Consider the following 14,921-nt stretch of genomic DNA (forward strand, 5'->3'; position numbering starts at 1 on the left):
CAGCTCGGCAGTTTCGACAGCAACCTGCGAGGAGGGTGCCATCCGGCTCTGCACTATAAGTGAAGCGCCGGGCCTTGCCAGCGACAAATGGCCAAACCAAGAGTGGGCCGCAACCTGAGACGGGCCGCACAGCACAACTGTGACCTAATGGTTCTCCGTGAAAAAATACTGGCGTCATTAGATCGGCGGTACTAGCGTACGCATTATCAAGTGCTAGCATAGAGCCACCATTCTGACCGCCCACTCAAAATCCTGCGGTCGAGCATTAGAAGCAACGCCATGACCGAGCATGAAGATCCGAGCCGCGATCGCCTCAAGAATCACTTTGCACAACGAGTGATCCACCAGGCGCGCCATCTTCTGGAAGTCTGGCAACGCCTGCAGCGCGCCGAGTGGACCAGCGCCGACCTGGCCGAGCTGACCGAAGCCAACGGCTACCTGCTGCGCTATGCGGAACGCTTCGAACAACCCGAACACACCCAGCTGGCCCAGGGCATCAAGCACTGCCTGGAAGCCGTCAAGGCCAACCGCGGTCGTCTTTCCAGCGACCTGATCACCGAGCTCAGCCAACTGATGCAGCGCCTGTCGCGCACCGGCCTGCGCCATGGCGACCAACTGGAACAGACCTTCCTGCCGCCCCTGCGCAAGCCGGTGTACCTGGCCCTGCAGGATCAGGAGCGGGCCCAGCGCCTGGGCCAGCAGATGGACTTCTTCGGCCTCTACGTACAGACCTGCGACAGCGCCAATGCCTTCCGCGCCGCCATGGCCGAGCGCCATCCGGCCGCCATCGTCATGGAAGTGGATTTCGCCGGTCGCGGCACGGGACTGGAGCTGGCCCTGGAGGCGCAGAAAGGCCTGGAGCACAAGCTGCCGGTGCTGTTCTTCAGCCATGAGGAAACCGATACGCCGACCCGCCTGGCCGCCGTGCGCGCCGGGGGCCAGGAGTACTTCACCGGTGCCCTGGATGCCTCCAGCCTGCTGGAGAAGATCGAGACCCTGACCCGCACCGCCCACTACGAGCCGTACCGGGTGCTGATCGTCGACGACTCCAAGGCCCAGGCGATGCACACCGAAATGGTGCTCAACAGCGCCGGCATCGTCACCCAGGCCATCACCGAGCCGGCCCTGGCCATGGGTGCGCTGGCCGAGTTCCAGCCGGACCTGATCATCCTCGACATGTACATGCCCGAATGCCTGGGCACCGAGCTGGCCAAGGTGATCCGCCAGCACGAGCGCTACGTCAGCGTGCCGATCATCTACCTCTCCGCCGAGGACGACCTGGACAAGCAGCTGGATGCGATGAGCGAGGGCGGCGACGACTTCCTCACCAAGCCGATCAAGCCGCGCCACCTGATCGCCACGGTACGCAACCGCGCCAAGCGCGCCCGCAGCCTCAAGGCGCGGATGGTGCGTGACAGCCTCACCGGGCTGTTCAACCACACCCACACCCTGCAACTGCTGGAAGACGCCCGCTCCCGTGCGCGCCGCGACGGTCGCCCGCTGACCTTCGCCATGATCGACATCGACCACTTCAAGAAGGTCAACGACACCTACGGCCACCCCATGGGCGACCGGGTGATCAAGAGCCTGGCGCTGTTCCTCAAGCAACGCCTGCGCAAGACCGACCATATCGGGCGCTACGGCGGCGAGGAGTTCGCCATCGTCCTGCCCGATACCGACCTGCAGGCCGCCCACCGCGTGCTGGACGAAATCCGCCGGCGCTTCGCCGAGATCCACTACCCGGCGCAGCCCCACGACCTGTCCTGCACCTTCAGCGCCGGCATCGCCGAGCTGCGCGACGACCTCGACAGCAACGCCCTCTCCAAGCAGGCCGACGAAGCGCTCTATCGCGCCAAGCACGGCGGTCGCAACCGCGTCGAACTGTTCACCTGAGGCCGACCGGCGGGCGTGACGCAGTTCACGCTGTCATCAGGTTGAAACCGAACCGCAATATCTTTCAGGGCCTGTCCGTTATGTAGTCGGTCGAGGCCCCGATGCGCCTGAAACAGCTCACCAATCTCAACACCCTGCTCCTTGTAACCGTCTGCCTGGCCCTGGGCGTCACCCTCTGGTGGTCGCAACGCGCCCTGGAGCGTCCCTACCAGGTGATGGAGCAGTACATGGACCTGGCCCAGCGCTTCCAGCGTGACGTCAGCGCCAACATCGAAGCCTACCTCGGCAGTGGCGACGCCCTGCGCCACAGCGCCGCCACCCAGAGCCTGGATGAACTGGACCAGCGCATGGCCCAGCTGCCGCCGCAACTGGCCACCACCCTGCGCGCCAGCATCGACGACCTGCGCGCCTTCAGCCGCGACCAGCTGCTGGCCGCCGGCAAGCTGGCCGGCGACCCGCAGGGCTTGCTGCTACAGGCCGAACGCGAGATCGACGGAGCCCTGGAACAGCTGGCCCGCTACGCCGACGAAGGCGACCCCAGCCAGGCCGCCGACTACCGCAAGCCCCTGCTGGCTGCCGCCCAGCACCTGACCCGCCTGGCCCACGCCCGGGTCAAGCTGGTGGAGAGCGGCCGCGACGAACTGGCCGCCGACGTCGAGCGCGAGCTGGCCGCCCTGAGCATGGAATCCGCGCGCCTCGACGCCCTGCCGCTGCTGGGCCTGGCCGACGCCTCCAGCTCCGCCTCCGATGATTTCGCCGCGATGATGGGCCTGGCCGCCACCGAAGCCGCGACCGAGACGAAACAGGCCGAGGATCGCGGCATCGCCCTCAAGCGCGACCTGGCCAGCCTGCTCAAGCGCTACCCGGCCGAACTGCAGCGCACCCGCCAACTGATCACCAGCCGCGCCGAACTGGCCGGCACCACCCGCGCCCGCCTCGACGCCCTGCGCCAGGCCCTGGCCGCGCTGGAGCCGCTGGTGCGCTCCGAGCATGGCCGCATCCAGGGCGAGGTACGGGTGATCCAAGGGCTGATGATCGGCCTGATCCTGCTCATCGCCCTGGCCGTGGACCGCATCCAGCGCAACCTCACCCGCGTGCTCGGGCGCCTAGTGCAGTCCCTCTCCGCCTGGGCCTCCGGCGACTTCAGCAAGCCCATCGCCCTGGATTCGAAGATCGACGACCTGCGCGGCATCGAACAGTCCCTGGGCCGCCTGCGCGCCTACCTCGGCGAGCTGGTGGGCACCATCCGCCACCATGCCGAGCAGGTGGCCGGCAGCAGCCACACCCTGGCCGACCTCAACGGTGGCCTGCACGCAGGGGCCGAACGCCAGGCCGGCGGCACCGCGCAGATCCGCGACGCCCTGGGCGAACTGGAGGCGACCATCCAGCAGGTGGCGGGCGATGCCAGCCAGGCCGCCTCTGCCAGCCACGACGCCGGGCGCGCCGTGGAACAGGGCCAGCGCATCATCGGCCAGAGCCTGGAGGGCATGCACAGCCTGGTCGGCGAGGTGCAGGGCAACGCCATCGCCATCGAGCGCCTGGCCCAGGAGTCCGCCACCATCGAAAGCGTGCTGGTGGTGATCCGCGGCATCGCCGAACAGACCAATCTGCTGGCGCTCAACGCCGCCATCGAGGCCGCCCGTGCCGGCGAGCAGGGCCGGGGCTTCGCCGTGGTCGCCGACGAAGTGCGCACCCTGGCGCAACGCACCGCCGGCGCCACCGGCGAAATCCAGGAGCTGATCGGCCGCCTGCAGACCGCCGCCCATCAGTCGGTACAGGGCATGCGCGCCCAGGTGGAGCACGCCGAGGCGACCGCCGCCCGCGCCGCCGCCGCCGATGGCGCACTGGACGAGATAGTCGCGGCCATCCGCACCATCGCCGACACCGCCGGGCAGATCGCCGAAGCCACCGCCAATCAGAGCGGTGCGGTGACCGAGATCCGTGGCTACAGCGAGGAGATCCACCAGCTCGGCGACGACAACCTGCAGCGCATCGGCCGCAGTCGCGACCAGGCCGAACAGCTGCTGCAGCTGGGCGGCGACCTGACCCGCGCGGTGCAAGCCTTCCGCGTCTGACCCCTGCGGCGACGTGTCGCGCCCCGCAACAGCGAAGCGCGTCGCCGCCGGGCGGGCACGGTCGCTGCGCCACGACCACCCGGGCAGCCGAGAAAACCGCTTACAGGATCAGCGCTGCATGGCGGCGGCCGGCTCCGCTATCATGCCCGGCACCTTCGCCTGCCGAGACTTCCATGCGCCGTCTGCTGACCCTGATCCTGCTGCTGGTCGCCCTGCCCGCCAGCGCCGGGCTGCTGGATAACCGCCCCAGCTCCACCCTCGGAGCCGCGCTGAACAACAGCAAGGACTTCCTCCCCGTGCGCGAGGCCTTCCGCCTCAGCCTGGTGGACAGCTCGCCGACCTCGATCAAGCTGCGTTTCGCCAACGCCGAGGGCTACTACCTCTACAAGCACCGTTTCCAGTTCCGCACCGAGCCGGCGGACATCGCCCTGGGCGACGCGCAGCTGCCGGCCGGCAAGCACAAGACCGACGAATATTTCGGCGACGTGGAGGTGTACTACGAAGTTCTCGACGTCGACCTGCCGCTGAACAACCCGTCCAATCGTCCCTTCAAGCTGCTGGTGACCTACCAGGGCTGCGCCGACAAGGGCCTGTGCTACCCGCCGGAGACCGAAACCCTGCAGATCGGCGACGCCCCGGCGGCGCTGGACGGTGCGATCCCGTCCGAGGGCAAGGGCTGGAGCTGGCACGAGCTGGCGCTGTTCTTCCTCGCCGGGCTCGGCCTGACCTTCACCCCCTGTGTGCTGCCCATGCTGCCGATCCTGTCCGGCGTGGTGCTGCGCGGCCAGGTGGGCGGCAGCCGCGGCCTGGTGCTGTCGCTGGCCTATGTGCTGCCCATGGCCGCCTGCTTCGCGGTGCTCGGCGCGCTGATGGGCGTGTTCGGCGCCGAACTCAACCTGCAGGCACGCCTGCAATCGGCCTGGGTGCTGGTGCCCTTCGCCGCCTTTTTCGCAGCCTTCGCCCTGGCCATGTTCGGTCTCTACGAGCTGCGCCTGCCACAGTTCATCAGCGGCCCGCTGGATCGCCTGGCCGGCAACACCCGGGGCGGCTCGATCTGGGGCGCGGCGGCGCTGGGGGTGTTCTCCAGCCTGCTGGTCTCGCCCTGTGTGTCGGCGCCCCTGGCCGGCGCCCTCCTCTATATAAGCGCCAGCGGCGACGCCCTGGGCGGCGGGCTCAAGCTGTTCGTCCTCGGCCTCGGCATGGGCGCGCCCCTGGTGCTGTTCGCCGTGGGCGGCGGCACGCTGCTGCCGAAGTCCGGCAACTGGATGGTCGCGGTGCGCAATGCCTTCGGTGTGCTGCTGCTGGCCGTCTCGGTGTGGCTGCTGGAACGCGTGCTGCCCGGCCCGCTGTCCCTGGCCCTGTGGGGCCTGCTGGCCGGCGGCGTGGCGCTGTTCCTCGGCGCCCTGGAGTTCACCCCGAAAACCGCCCGCCAGCGCCTGGCGCAACTGGCCGGGCTGGTGCTGCTGGTCTACGCGGTGGCCGCCTGGACCGGCGCCCTCAAGGGCGAGTCGGACCCGCTGCGCCCCCTGGGCCGCCCGGGTGCTGCAGCCGTCACCGCCAGCACGGCCGGTGCCTGGCAGACCATCACCACCCCGGCCGAGCTGGCCGCCGCCCAGGCCGAGGCCAAGGCCACCGGCAAGCCGCTGCTGCTGGACTGGTACGCCGACTGGTGCATCAGCTGCAAGGTGATCGAGCGCGAAGTGCTGACCGCCCCCGAGGTGGCCAGCCAACTGGGCGCCTACCACCTGGTGCGCTTCGACATGACCGCGAGCACGCCCGAACAGCGCGCGCTGCTGGACCGCTACAAGCTGTTCGGCCCGCCCGCCATCCTGTTCTTCGCCCCCAATGGTGACGAATGGTCGGAATCGCGTGTCGTAGGTGAGATCACCGCGACGGACTTCGCCGCCAAGCTGCAAGGCGCTGCCCAGCGGCTTTGAGCCGATTTTCACAAATCTGCCGCAAACTACGGGCATCGTGTCGACTACTACCGGCATATGGACAGCCTCTCGGGCTTTCCTGCATAGTCCCGCCTGGCCCCCAATAAGGAAGACATCGCATGGCCACCCTGCTCGTCCTGCACGGCCCCAACCTCAACTTGCTGGGCACCCGCGAACCCGACAAGTACGGCGCCACCACCCTGGCCGAAATCAACCAGGACCTGGAGCGCAGAGCCCGCGAGGCGGGGCATCACCTGCTTTATCTGCAGAGCAATGCCGAGTACGAACTGATCGATCGCATCCATGCCGCACGCAACGAAGGCGTGGACTTCATCCTGATCAATCCCGCCGCTTTCACGCATACAAGTGTCGCCCTACGTGACGCGTTGCTCGCAGTGAGCATCCCATTCATCGAAGTGCACCTCTCCAACGTGCACAAGCGAGAACCTTTCCGCCATCACTCCTACTTCTCCGACGTTGCGGTGGGAGTGATTTGCGGTCTGGGTGCCACCGGCTACCGCCTGGCCCTGGACGCGGCGCTAGAACACCTTGAACGCCCCTGACCTCACCCTTGGGAGTTGATAATTAATGGATATCCGTAAAGTCAAAAAACTGATCGAGCTGCTGGAAGAATCCGGTATCGACGAGCTGGAGATCCGCGAGGGCGAAGAGTCCGTGCGCATCAGCCGCCACAGCAAGCAGGCCGCCATGGCCCAGCCGATCTACGCCGCACCGATGGCCGCCCCGGCACCGGCTCCGGTCGCAGCAGCCCCGGTCGCCCCGGCAGCAGACGCCGCCCCGGCCGCCAAGAAACTCAACGGCACCGTGGTGCGCTCGCCGATGGTCGGCACCTTCTACCGCGCCGCCTCGCCCACCTCGGCAAACTTCGCCGAAGTCGGCCAGACCGTTAAGAAGGGCGACATCCTGTGCATCGTCGAAGCGATGAAGATGATGAACCACATCGAGGCCGAAGCCAGCGGCGTGATCGAATCCATCCTCGTGGAGAACGGCCAGCCGGTTGAGTACGACCAACCGCTGTTCACCATCGTCTGAACCGCGGAGAGCCTGTGATGCTGGAAAAAGTCCTGATCGCCAACCGTGGCGAGATCGCCCTGCGCATCCTGCGCGCCTGCAAGGAGCTGGGCATCAAGACGGTGGCGGTGCACTCGACGGCTGACCGCGAGCTGATGCACCTGTCCCTGGCCGACGAGACCGTATGCATCGGTCCGGCCCCGGCTGCCCTGTCCTACCTGAACATCCCGGCGATCATCAGTGCCGCCGAAGTCACCGGCGCCACGGCGATCCACCCGGGTTACGGCTTCCTCGCCGAGAACGCCGACTTCGCCGAACAGGTGGAGAACTCCGGTTTCGCCTTCATCGGCCCCAAGGCCGACACCATCCGCCTGATGGGTGACAAGGTGTCCGCCAAGGACGCCATGAAGAAATCCGGCGTACCGACCGTTCCGGGCTCCGACGGCCCGCTGCCGGAAGACGAAGCCACCGCCCTGGCCATCGCCGAGGAAGTGGGTTACCCAGTGATCATCAAGGCCGCCGGTGGCGGTGGTGGTCGCGGCATGCGCGTGGTGCACAGCGCCGACGAGCTGATCAAGTCGGCCAAGCTGACCCGTACCGAAGCCGGTGCTGCGTTCGGCAACTCCATGGTCTACCTGGAGAAGTTCCTCACCAACCCGCGTCACGTGGAAGTGCAGGTGCTCTCCGACGGCCAGGGCAATGCCATCCACCTCGGCGACCGCGACTGCTCCCTGCAGCGTCGTCACCAGAAGGTGCTGGAAGAAGCCCCAGCCCCCGGCATCGACGAGAAGGCCCGCGCCGAAGTGCTGGCCCGCTGCGTCCAGGCCTGCGTCGAGATCGGCTACCGCGGTGCCGGTACCTTCGAGTTCCTCTACGAGAACGGCCACTTCTACTTCATCGAGATGAACACCCGCGTCCAGGTCGAGCACCCGGTCACCGAGATGGTCACCGGCATCGACATCGTCAAGGAGATGCTCAGCATCGCCGCGGGTAACAAGCTGTCGATCAAGCAGGAGGACGTGGTCATCCGTGGTCACGCCCTGGAATGCCGGATCAACGCCGAAGACCCGGACAACTTCATGCCCAGCCCCGGCAAGGTGCAGTACTACCATGCACCCGGCGGCAACGGCGTGCGGGTCGATTCGCACCTGTATAGCGGCTATTCGGTTCCGCCGAACTACGACTCGCTGATCGGCAAGCTGATCACCTACGGCAAGGACCGCGACGAGGCCATGGCGCGCATGCGCAACGCCCTCGATGAGCTGGTGGTGGACGGCATCAAGACCAACATCCCGCTGCACCGTGACCTGACCCGCGACAAGGGTTTCCGCAAGGGGGGCGTGAACATTCACTACCTCGAGCACAAACTGGGCAAGAAGTAAGCCCGGCAACCCTGGAAGGGCCGCATAATGCGGCCCTTCTGCATTTCACGCGAAGGATCGCCATGTCCCTGAAGTCCCGCATTCTTGCCATCGGCCCGGCCTTTGGCGAAGCCTTCATCTGCCTCGGCCTGGCCCTGCGCTCCAGCCTGCGTCCCGGCATCCTGCTGCGCTCCTCCGGGCTCTGCCTGCTGACGCTGGTGTTCTGGAGCTGGGTCTTCTACGCCCATGCCGAAATCATCCTCAAGGCCGCCGGACTGCTGTCGTTCTTCGTCGTCTCCGGCGCCGCCATGTTCGGTCTGATTCCCAGCCTCACTGGCGGCCCGGCCACCGTCAGCGGCATGGCCGGCATCGCCCCGGCAGTGGGGCTGATGCTGGTGTATTCCGCCCTCCTGGCACTGGCCATGGTCGGCGTGCTGTTCGTCGCGGCCATCGTCATCAGCATCCGCCTGGCCCTGCGCTGGGTGTTGATGGGCAGCCTGCGCGAGCGCGCCCTCAAGCCCTATCCGGGCCTGGCCTCGCGCAGCCCGGCGGCCAGCGACCTGCTGCGCGCCGGGCGCTACCACCTGGGGCCCTGGCTGGGCATCGGCCTGGGCCCACTGTTGTGCCTGGCGATACCGTTGATAAACGGCGTGCTGCTGATCATCCTGCTGGGCTACCTCAACGTGCGCTTCCTGGTGCCCGCCGCCCTGTCTGGTCTGGCCAGCGGCGCCGAGCAGATGCAAGCGGTGCGCCGCCAGCGCGGCGCCATGATCGCCTTCGGCCTGCTGATCCTGCTGCTGGCGCTGGTGCCGGTGCTCAACCTGCTGCTGCCCGCCCTGCTCGGCGGCGGCGCCTGCCACCTCGCCTATCGCGGCCTGGACCGCCCGGAACGCCCGGCTGGCGTGGCATCAGAGCCTCAAGTAAGCTTGCCCGCCCCATGAAGGCATCCCAAAAACTACCTGCGTTGCCATCGCACAGGTTTTCAAGGTGCCCATAAGGGCCACATTTTCACGTCGCATCGAGGTTCCGCCATGCCCTGGTTACAAGTCCGTCTCGCCATCACCCCGGATCAGGCGGAAACCTATGAAGATGCGCTGCTGGAAGTCGGCGCCGTCTCCGTGACCTTCATGGACGCCGAAGACCAGCCGATCTTCGAGCCCGACCTCGGCACCACCCCGCTCTGGTCCCACACCCATCTGCTGGCGCTGTTCGAAGCCGACACCGACGAAACCAACCTGGTCGCCCACCTGGAACTGCTCACCGGCGGCGCGCTGCCCGAGCACCAGATCGAGCGCATCGAGGACCAGGACTGGGAACGCAGCTGGATGGACAACTTCCAGCCCATGCGCTTCGGCCGCCGCCTGTGGATCGTGCCCAGCTGGCACCAAGCCCCGGAGCCGGACGCGGTGAACCTGCTGCTGGACCCGGGCCTGGCCTTCGGCACCGGCACCCACCCGACCACCGCCCTGTGCCTGGAATGGCTGGACGGCCAGGAGCTGGACGGCTGCGAGCTGATCGACTTCGGCTGCGGCTCGGGCATCCTCGCCATCGCCGGTCTGCTGCTCGGCGCGCGCCAGGCGGTGGGCACCGACATCGACCCGCAAGCCCTGGAAGCCTCCCGCGACAACGCCTCGCGCAATGGCATCGACCCGGCCCTGTTCCCCGTCTACCTGCCCGCCGACATGCCGCAACAGCAGGCGGACGTGGTGGTGGCCAACATCCTCGCCGGCCCGCTGGTGTCCCTGGCACCGCAGATCACTGCACTGGTCAAGGCCGGCGGCCGCCTGGCGCTGTCCGGCATCCTCGCCGAGCAGGCCGAGGAAGTCCGCGCAGCCTATGCCGACGCCTTCGTGCTCGACCCCACCGCCGACAAGGACGGCTGGGTGCGCATCAGCGGTGTACGTCGCTGAGCCACGCCCCATGAGCAGACCCGCGCCAGCGTGCTACCGAGTTGGTAGACTGGCGCCTTGTTTCACACGGACCGCCGCATGACCGAAAGCTTCGTCACCCAGTGCCCCCATTGCCAGACCAGCTTCCGCGTAAGCCGCGCGCAGTTGGGCGCTGCCCAAGGCGCCGTGCGCTGTGGGGCCTGCCTGCACGTGTTCAACGCAGCCAAGCAGTTGCTGGGAGCCATGTCGGCCGGCGAGCTAAAGCCCTCCACGCCCGCGCCCCAGGCGCCGCGCCCTGCCGCGCCGGCAGCACCGAAACCCGCTGCCCCGGTCGCGCCAGTGGCCCCGGCACAGCCGGCCAGCCCGGCACCCAGCGTCGCCACCCTGCTCAAGTCGCCCCTGGCCTCGGCGCCCGTGCCCCCACCCGCGCCGGTGCCGCCCGCCGTGCCGCCAGGCAAGACGGCCGACAAGAACACCCTGTGGATCCACGACGACCTGGACCTCGACAGCCTCGACCTGGACGAGGAACTGGCCAAGCTGGAACAGGAAGAACTCAAGCTCTCCCAGGAATTCCTCGCTCTGCAGGCCGCGCCCAAACCGGGCGAGCAGTCATACGGCCAGCACGTGGAATCCACCGACAAGCATGACGAGCGCTGGGCCGAGGCCCTGTTGCGCGAGGACGCGCCGCGCGCCGCGCCCAGCGCACCGCGCCCTACACCGCCCGCCGTGGCCGAGCGCCCCGCCACCATCGAGCCCCCTGCGCCGCAGCGCAAGGAACCGGCGCTGTCCCTCAACGACGACCTGGACGATGACCCGGCCCCGGCCTTCGGCCCCGCCGCTGATCGCGATGACGAGCCGACGGACGAGCCCGCGCGCGCTCGAATCGGCGCGTCGGACGAAGAAGAAGACGACGAGATCGACGAGCCCCCGGTCGCCCCGGCACGTACGCCACCGCGCAACGAACCGGGCCTGCATGGCGGCAACCTGCTGGATATCGACGACGAGCCGTTGCAGCTCGACTGGCAACAGCCGAAGAAACCCTGGGGCCGCTGGATCGGCTGGGGGGCGCTGAACCTGCTGGGCGCCATCGCCCTGGCCGGGCAATACGTCTGGTACCACTTCGACGAGCTGGCACGCACCGACCAGTACCGCCCCTGGTTCGAACAGCTGTGCCCGGAACTCGGCTGCCAGCTGCCGTCCAAGGTCGAGATCGCCCTGATCAAGAGCAGCAACCTGGTGGTGCGCAGCCACCCGGACTTCACCGGCGCACTGGTGGTGGACGCCATCCTCTACAACCGCGCGTCCTTCTCCCAGCCCTTCCCGCTGCTGGAGCTGCGCTTCGCCGACATCAACGGCCAGCTTCTGGCCAGTCGTCGGTTCAAGCCGGGCGAATACCTCGCCGGCGAGCTTGCCGGGCAGTCGGAAATGCCGCCGCAGACGCCCATCCACATCTCCCTGGATATCCTCGACCCAGGCACCAAGGCTGTGAACTACAGTCTCAGCTTCCACTCCCCCGAGTAGCGCCAGCGGCGGCTTGTCGCCGCTGGAGGGCCTCGCCAGAACCTTCGGCGATAAGCTCATCACTGTTCAGAATTTGTTCAAAACAACCTTTATCCGGTCATCGAGAGCGGGTATCATGCCCACCCTTTTTCGAAGACCAAGATCCGGCCCCACAGGCAGGGAAGACCCATGTCGGCGGTACGCATCGGCCCATACGCACTACCCAATCAAGTGATACTCGCCCCCATGGCGGGAGTGACCGATCGTCCGTTTCGTCTGCTTTGCCGTCGCCTCGGCGCCGGCTTGGTAGTCTCCGAAATGGTCACCAGCGACGTGCGCCTGTGGAACAGCCGCAAGTCGAAACTGCGCCTGCTCCATGAGGGCGACCCCGAGCCGCGCTCGGTGCAGATCGCCGGGGGCGATCCGCAGATGCTGGCCGAGGCCGCCGTCGCCAATGTGGCGCTCGGCGCGCAGATCATCGACATCAACATGGGTTGCCCGGCGAAGAAGGTCTGCAACAAGGCCGCCGGCTCCGCGCTGATGAAGGACGAGGCCCTGGTGGCTGCGATCCTCGAAGCGGTGGTCGGCGCCGTGGACGTGCCGGTGACCCTGAAGATTCGCACCGGCTGGGACCGGGACAACAAGAACGGCATCGCCGTGGCAAGGATCGCCGAACAGTCGGGAATACAGGCGCTGGCCGTGCATGGCCGCACCCGTGCCGATCTGTACACCGGTGAAGCCGAGTACGACACCATCGCTGCGATCAAGCAGTCGGTGTCGATCCCGGTCTTCGCCAATGGCGACATCACCTCGCCACAGAAGGCCAGAGAGGTCCTCGACGCCACCGGCGCCGATGCCCTGCTGATCGGTCGAGCGGCCCAGGGGCGACCCTGGATATTCCGCGAGATCGCGCACTACCTGGAAACCGGCGAACTCCTGCCGGCCCCGGGCTTGAAGGAAATTGAACAGATCCTGCTGGAGCACCTGGCCGCATTGCACGCCTTCTACGGCGACCTGATGGGCGTACGCATCGCCCGCAAGCATGTCGGCTGGTATCTCGCAACCCTGCCGGGCGCCAGGGAGTTTCGCGCCCAGTTCAATCGTTTGGAGTCCACGGACGCGCAGTGCGCCAACGTTCGAGAGTTTTTCATCGAACGTCACAACGACGGAGAACAGGCCGCATGACGACGATGACCGAGAATTTTTTTGATGGGGCAACACCCGTGAGCGACAACGCCAACCTTAAACAGCACCTGACCACACCGACCGCGGAAGGCCAGACCTTGCGCGGCAGTGTCGAGAAGGCCTTGCACAATTACTTCGCCCATCTCGAGGGCGCCGCGGTCACGGACGTCTACAACCTGGTGCTCTCCGAAGTCGAGGCGCCGCTGCTGGAGTCCGTGATGAACTACGTCAAGGGCAACCAGACCAAGGCTTCCGAGATGCTCGGCCTGAACCGCGGTACCTTGCGCAAGAAGCTCAAGCAGTACGACCTCCTGTAAAAGCAGCTGGAAGCTGAAGGCCTGAAGCTGGCATGCACGTGGCTTCGGGCGTCTGACTTCAAGCTCTCGGCTTCAAGCTTCCGGCTCCTCCACTGACATCCCCCTGCACGATGGCCTTCAGATGACCGACCAGACCACCCGCCTCCCCGTTCGCCGCGCACTGATCAGCGTCTCCGACAAGACCGGCATCCTCGAATTCGCCCGCGAACTCGTCGCCCTCAACGTCGAGATCCTCTCCACCGGCGGCACCTACAAGCTGCTGCGGGACAACGGCATCGCCGCGGTGGAAGTCGCCGACTACACCGGCTTCCCGGAAATGATGGACGGCCGGGTGAAGACCCTGCACCCGAAGATCCACGGCGGCATCCTCGGCCGTCGCGCGCTCGACGGCGCGGTCATGGAGCAGCACGGGATCAAGCCGATCGACCTGGTCGCGGTCAACCTGTACCCCTTCGAAGCCACCGTCGCCAAGCCTGATTGCGACCTAGCCGACGCCATCGAGAACATCGACATCGGCGGCCCGACCATGGTCCGCAGCGCCGCCAAGAACCACAAGGACGTCGCCATCGTGGTCAACGCCGGCGACTACGCCAGCGTCCTCGAAGGCCTCAAGGCCGGCGGCCTGACCTACGCCCAGCGCTTCGACCTGGCCCTCAAGGCCTTCGAGCACACCAGTGCCTACGACGGCATGATCGCCAACTACCTGGGCACCATCGACCAGGCCCGCGACAGCCTGTCCACCGAAGCGCGCAGCGCCTTCCCGCGTACCTTCAACAGCCAGTTCGTCAAGGCGCAGGAAATGCGCTACGGCGAGAACCCGCACCAGAGCGCGGCCTTCTACGTCGAAGCGAAGAAGGGCGAGGCGAGCATCTCCACCGCCGTGCAACTGCAGGGCAAGGAGCTGTCGTTCAACAACGTGGCCGACACCGACGCCGCGCTGGAATGCGTGAAGAGCTTCGTCAAGCCGGCCTGCGTCATCGTCAAGCACGCCAACCCCTGCGGCGTGTCCGTGGTCCCGGAAGACGAAGGCGGCATCCGCAAGGCCTACGACCTGGCCTACGCCACCGACACCGAATCCGCTTTCGGCGGCATCATCGCCTTCAACCGCGAGCTGGATGCCGAAACCGCCAAGGCCATCGTCGAGCGCCAGTTCGTCGAAGTGATCATCGCGCCCAAGGTCTCCGCCGAAGCCCGCGCCGTGGTCGCCGCCAAAGCCAACGTGCGCCTGCTGGAATGCGGCGAGTGGCCGAAGGACCGCGCCCCGGGCTGGGACTTCAAGCGCGTCAACGGCGGTCTGCTGGTGCAGAGCCGTGACATCGGCATGATCTCCGCCGACGACCTGAAGATCGTCACCCAGCGCGCACCCAGCGAGCAGGAAGTGCACGACCTGATCTTCGCCTGGAAAGTGGCCAAATTCGTCAAGTCCAACGCCATCGTCTACGCCAAGAACCGCCAGACCGTCGGCGTCGGCGCCGGCCAGATGAGCCGCGTCAACTCCGCCCGCATCGCCGCCATCAAGGCCGAGCACGCGGGCCTGGAAGTCAAAGGCGCGGTCATGGCCTCGGACGCCTTCTTCCCCTTCCGCGACGGCATCGACAACGCCGCCAAGGCCGGCATCACCGCGGTGATCCAGCCGGGTGGTTCCATGCGTGACAACGAAGTCATCGCCGCCGCCGACGAGGCGGGTATTGCGATGGTCTTCACCGGCATGCGTCATTTCAGGCACTAATAG

At 67.0% G+C, this 14,921-nt stretch carries 12 protein-coding genes; all 12 read left to right on the plus strand.

Features of this window, described 5'->3' with window-relative positions; genetic code table 11:
• Positions 1 to 279: 279 nt before the first annotated feature.
• The 12 genes from RTW82_RS06390 (at position 280) to purH (ending at position 14,918) form a co-directional block, all read left to right on the plus strand.
• On the plus strand, positions 280 to 1,893 hold the full coding sequence (locus RTW82_RS06390) for a PleD family two-component system response regulator (RefSeq protein ID WP_316924585.1): 1,614 nt from the start codon (positions 280 to 282) through the stop codon (positions 1,891 to 1,893).
• Between the two features lie 1,487 nt (positions 1,894 to 3,380).
• Positions 3,381 to 3,968: a methyl-accepting chemotaxis protein gene (locus tag RTW82_RS31635; RefSeq protein WP_371877111.1), complete on the plus strand. Its 588-nt coding sequence runs from the start codon at positions 3,381 to 3,383 to the stop codon at positions 3,966 to 3,968.
• A 173-nt stretch (positions 3,969 to 4,141) separates the two neighbouring features.
• Positions 4,142 to 5,905 carry a protein-disulfide reductase DsbD gene (locus tag RTW82_RS06400; protein ID WP_316924587.1) on the plus strand — a complete coding sequence of 588 codons (1,764 nt, stop codon included), beginning with the start codon at positions 4,142 to 4,144 and terminating at the stop codon, positions 5,903 to 5,905.
• 119 nt (positions 5,906 to 6,024) lie between these two features.
• A complete protein-coding gene (aroQ, locus tag RTW82_RS06405) occupies positions 6,025 to 6,468 on the plus strand; it encodes a type II 3-dehydroquinate dehydratase (protein WP_021222377.1) in 444 nt (147 codons plus the stop codon).
• 25 nt (positions 6,469 to 6,493) lie between these two features.
• Positions 6,494 to 6,958 (plus strand): acetyl-CoA carboxylase biotin carboxyl carrier protein, encoded by a 465-nt coding sequence (gene accB, locus RTW82_RS06410; RefSeq protein WP_021222378.1) that lies wholly within the window; start codon positions 6,494 to 6,496, stop codon positions 6,956 to 6,958.
• Positions 6,959 to 6,975: 17 nt separating this feature from the next.
• Positions 6,976 to 8,319 carry an acetyl-CoA carboxylase biotin carboxylase subunit gene (gene accC, locus RTW82_RS06415; protein WP_021222379.1) on the plus strand — a complete coding sequence of 448 codons (1,344 nt, stop codon included), beginning with the start codon at positions 6,976 to 6,978 and terminating at the stop codon, positions 8,317 to 8,319.
• A 62-nt stretch (positions 8,320 to 8,381) separates the two neighbouring features.
• Positions 8,382 to 9,239 carry an EI24 domain-containing protein gene (locus RTW82_RS06420; protein WP_021222380.1) on the plus strand — a complete coding sequence of 286 codons (858 nt, stop codon included), beginning with the start codon at positions 8,382 to 8,384 and terminating at the stop codon, positions 9,237 to 9,239.
• Positions 9,240 to 9,329: 90 nt separating this feature from the next.
• Positions 9,330 to 10,208: a 50S ribosomal protein L11 methyltransferase gene (prmA, locus tag RTW82_RS06425; RefSeq protein WP_316924588.1), complete on the plus strand. Its 879-nt coding sequence runs from the start codon at positions 9,330 to 9,332 to the stop codon at positions 10,206 to 10,208.
• Positions 10,209 to 10,286: 78 nt separating this feature from the next.
• Entirely contained in the window at positions 10,287 to 11,708 is a 1,422-nt protein-coding gene (locus RTW82_RS06430; protein WP_316924589.1) for a DUF3426 domain-containing protein, read from the plus strand.
• Between the two features lie 168 nt (positions 11,709 to 11,876).
• On the plus strand, positions 11,877 to 12,872 hold the full coding sequence (dusB, locus tag RTW82_RS06435; protein WP_031288887.1) for a tRNA dihydrouridine synthase DusB: 996 nt from the start codon (positions 11,877 to 11,879) through the stop codon (positions 12,870 to 12,872).
• The gene (gene fis / locus RTW82_RS06440; RefSeq protein ID WP_031288889.1) at positions 12,869 to 13,189 is read left to right on the plus strand and encodes a DNA-binding transcriptional regulator Fis; all 321 of its coding nucleotides are present in this window, start codon (positions 12,869 to 12,871) and stop codon (positions 13,187 to 13,189) included. The genes dusB and fis overlap by 4 nt, the downstream gene beginning before the upstream one ends.
• A 121-nt stretch (positions 13,190 to 13,310) precedes the next feature.
• Positions 13,311 to 14,918 carry a bifunctional phosphoribosylaminoimidazolecarboxamide formyltransferase/IMP cyclohydrolase gene (purH, locus tag RTW82_RS06445; protein ID WP_316924590.1) on the plus strand — a complete coding sequence of 536 codons (1,608 nt, stop codon included), beginning with the start codon at positions 13,311 to 13,313 and terminating at the stop codon, positions 14,916 to 14,918.
• Positions 14,919 to 14,921 lie beyond the last annotated feature (3 nt).

The sequence above is a fragment of the Pseudomonas sp. zfem005 genome (genome assembly GCF_032621735.1).
Lineage (GTDB): Bacteria > Pseudomonadota > Gammaproteobacteria > Pseudomonadales > Pseudomonadaceae > Metapseudomonas > Metapseudomonas solani.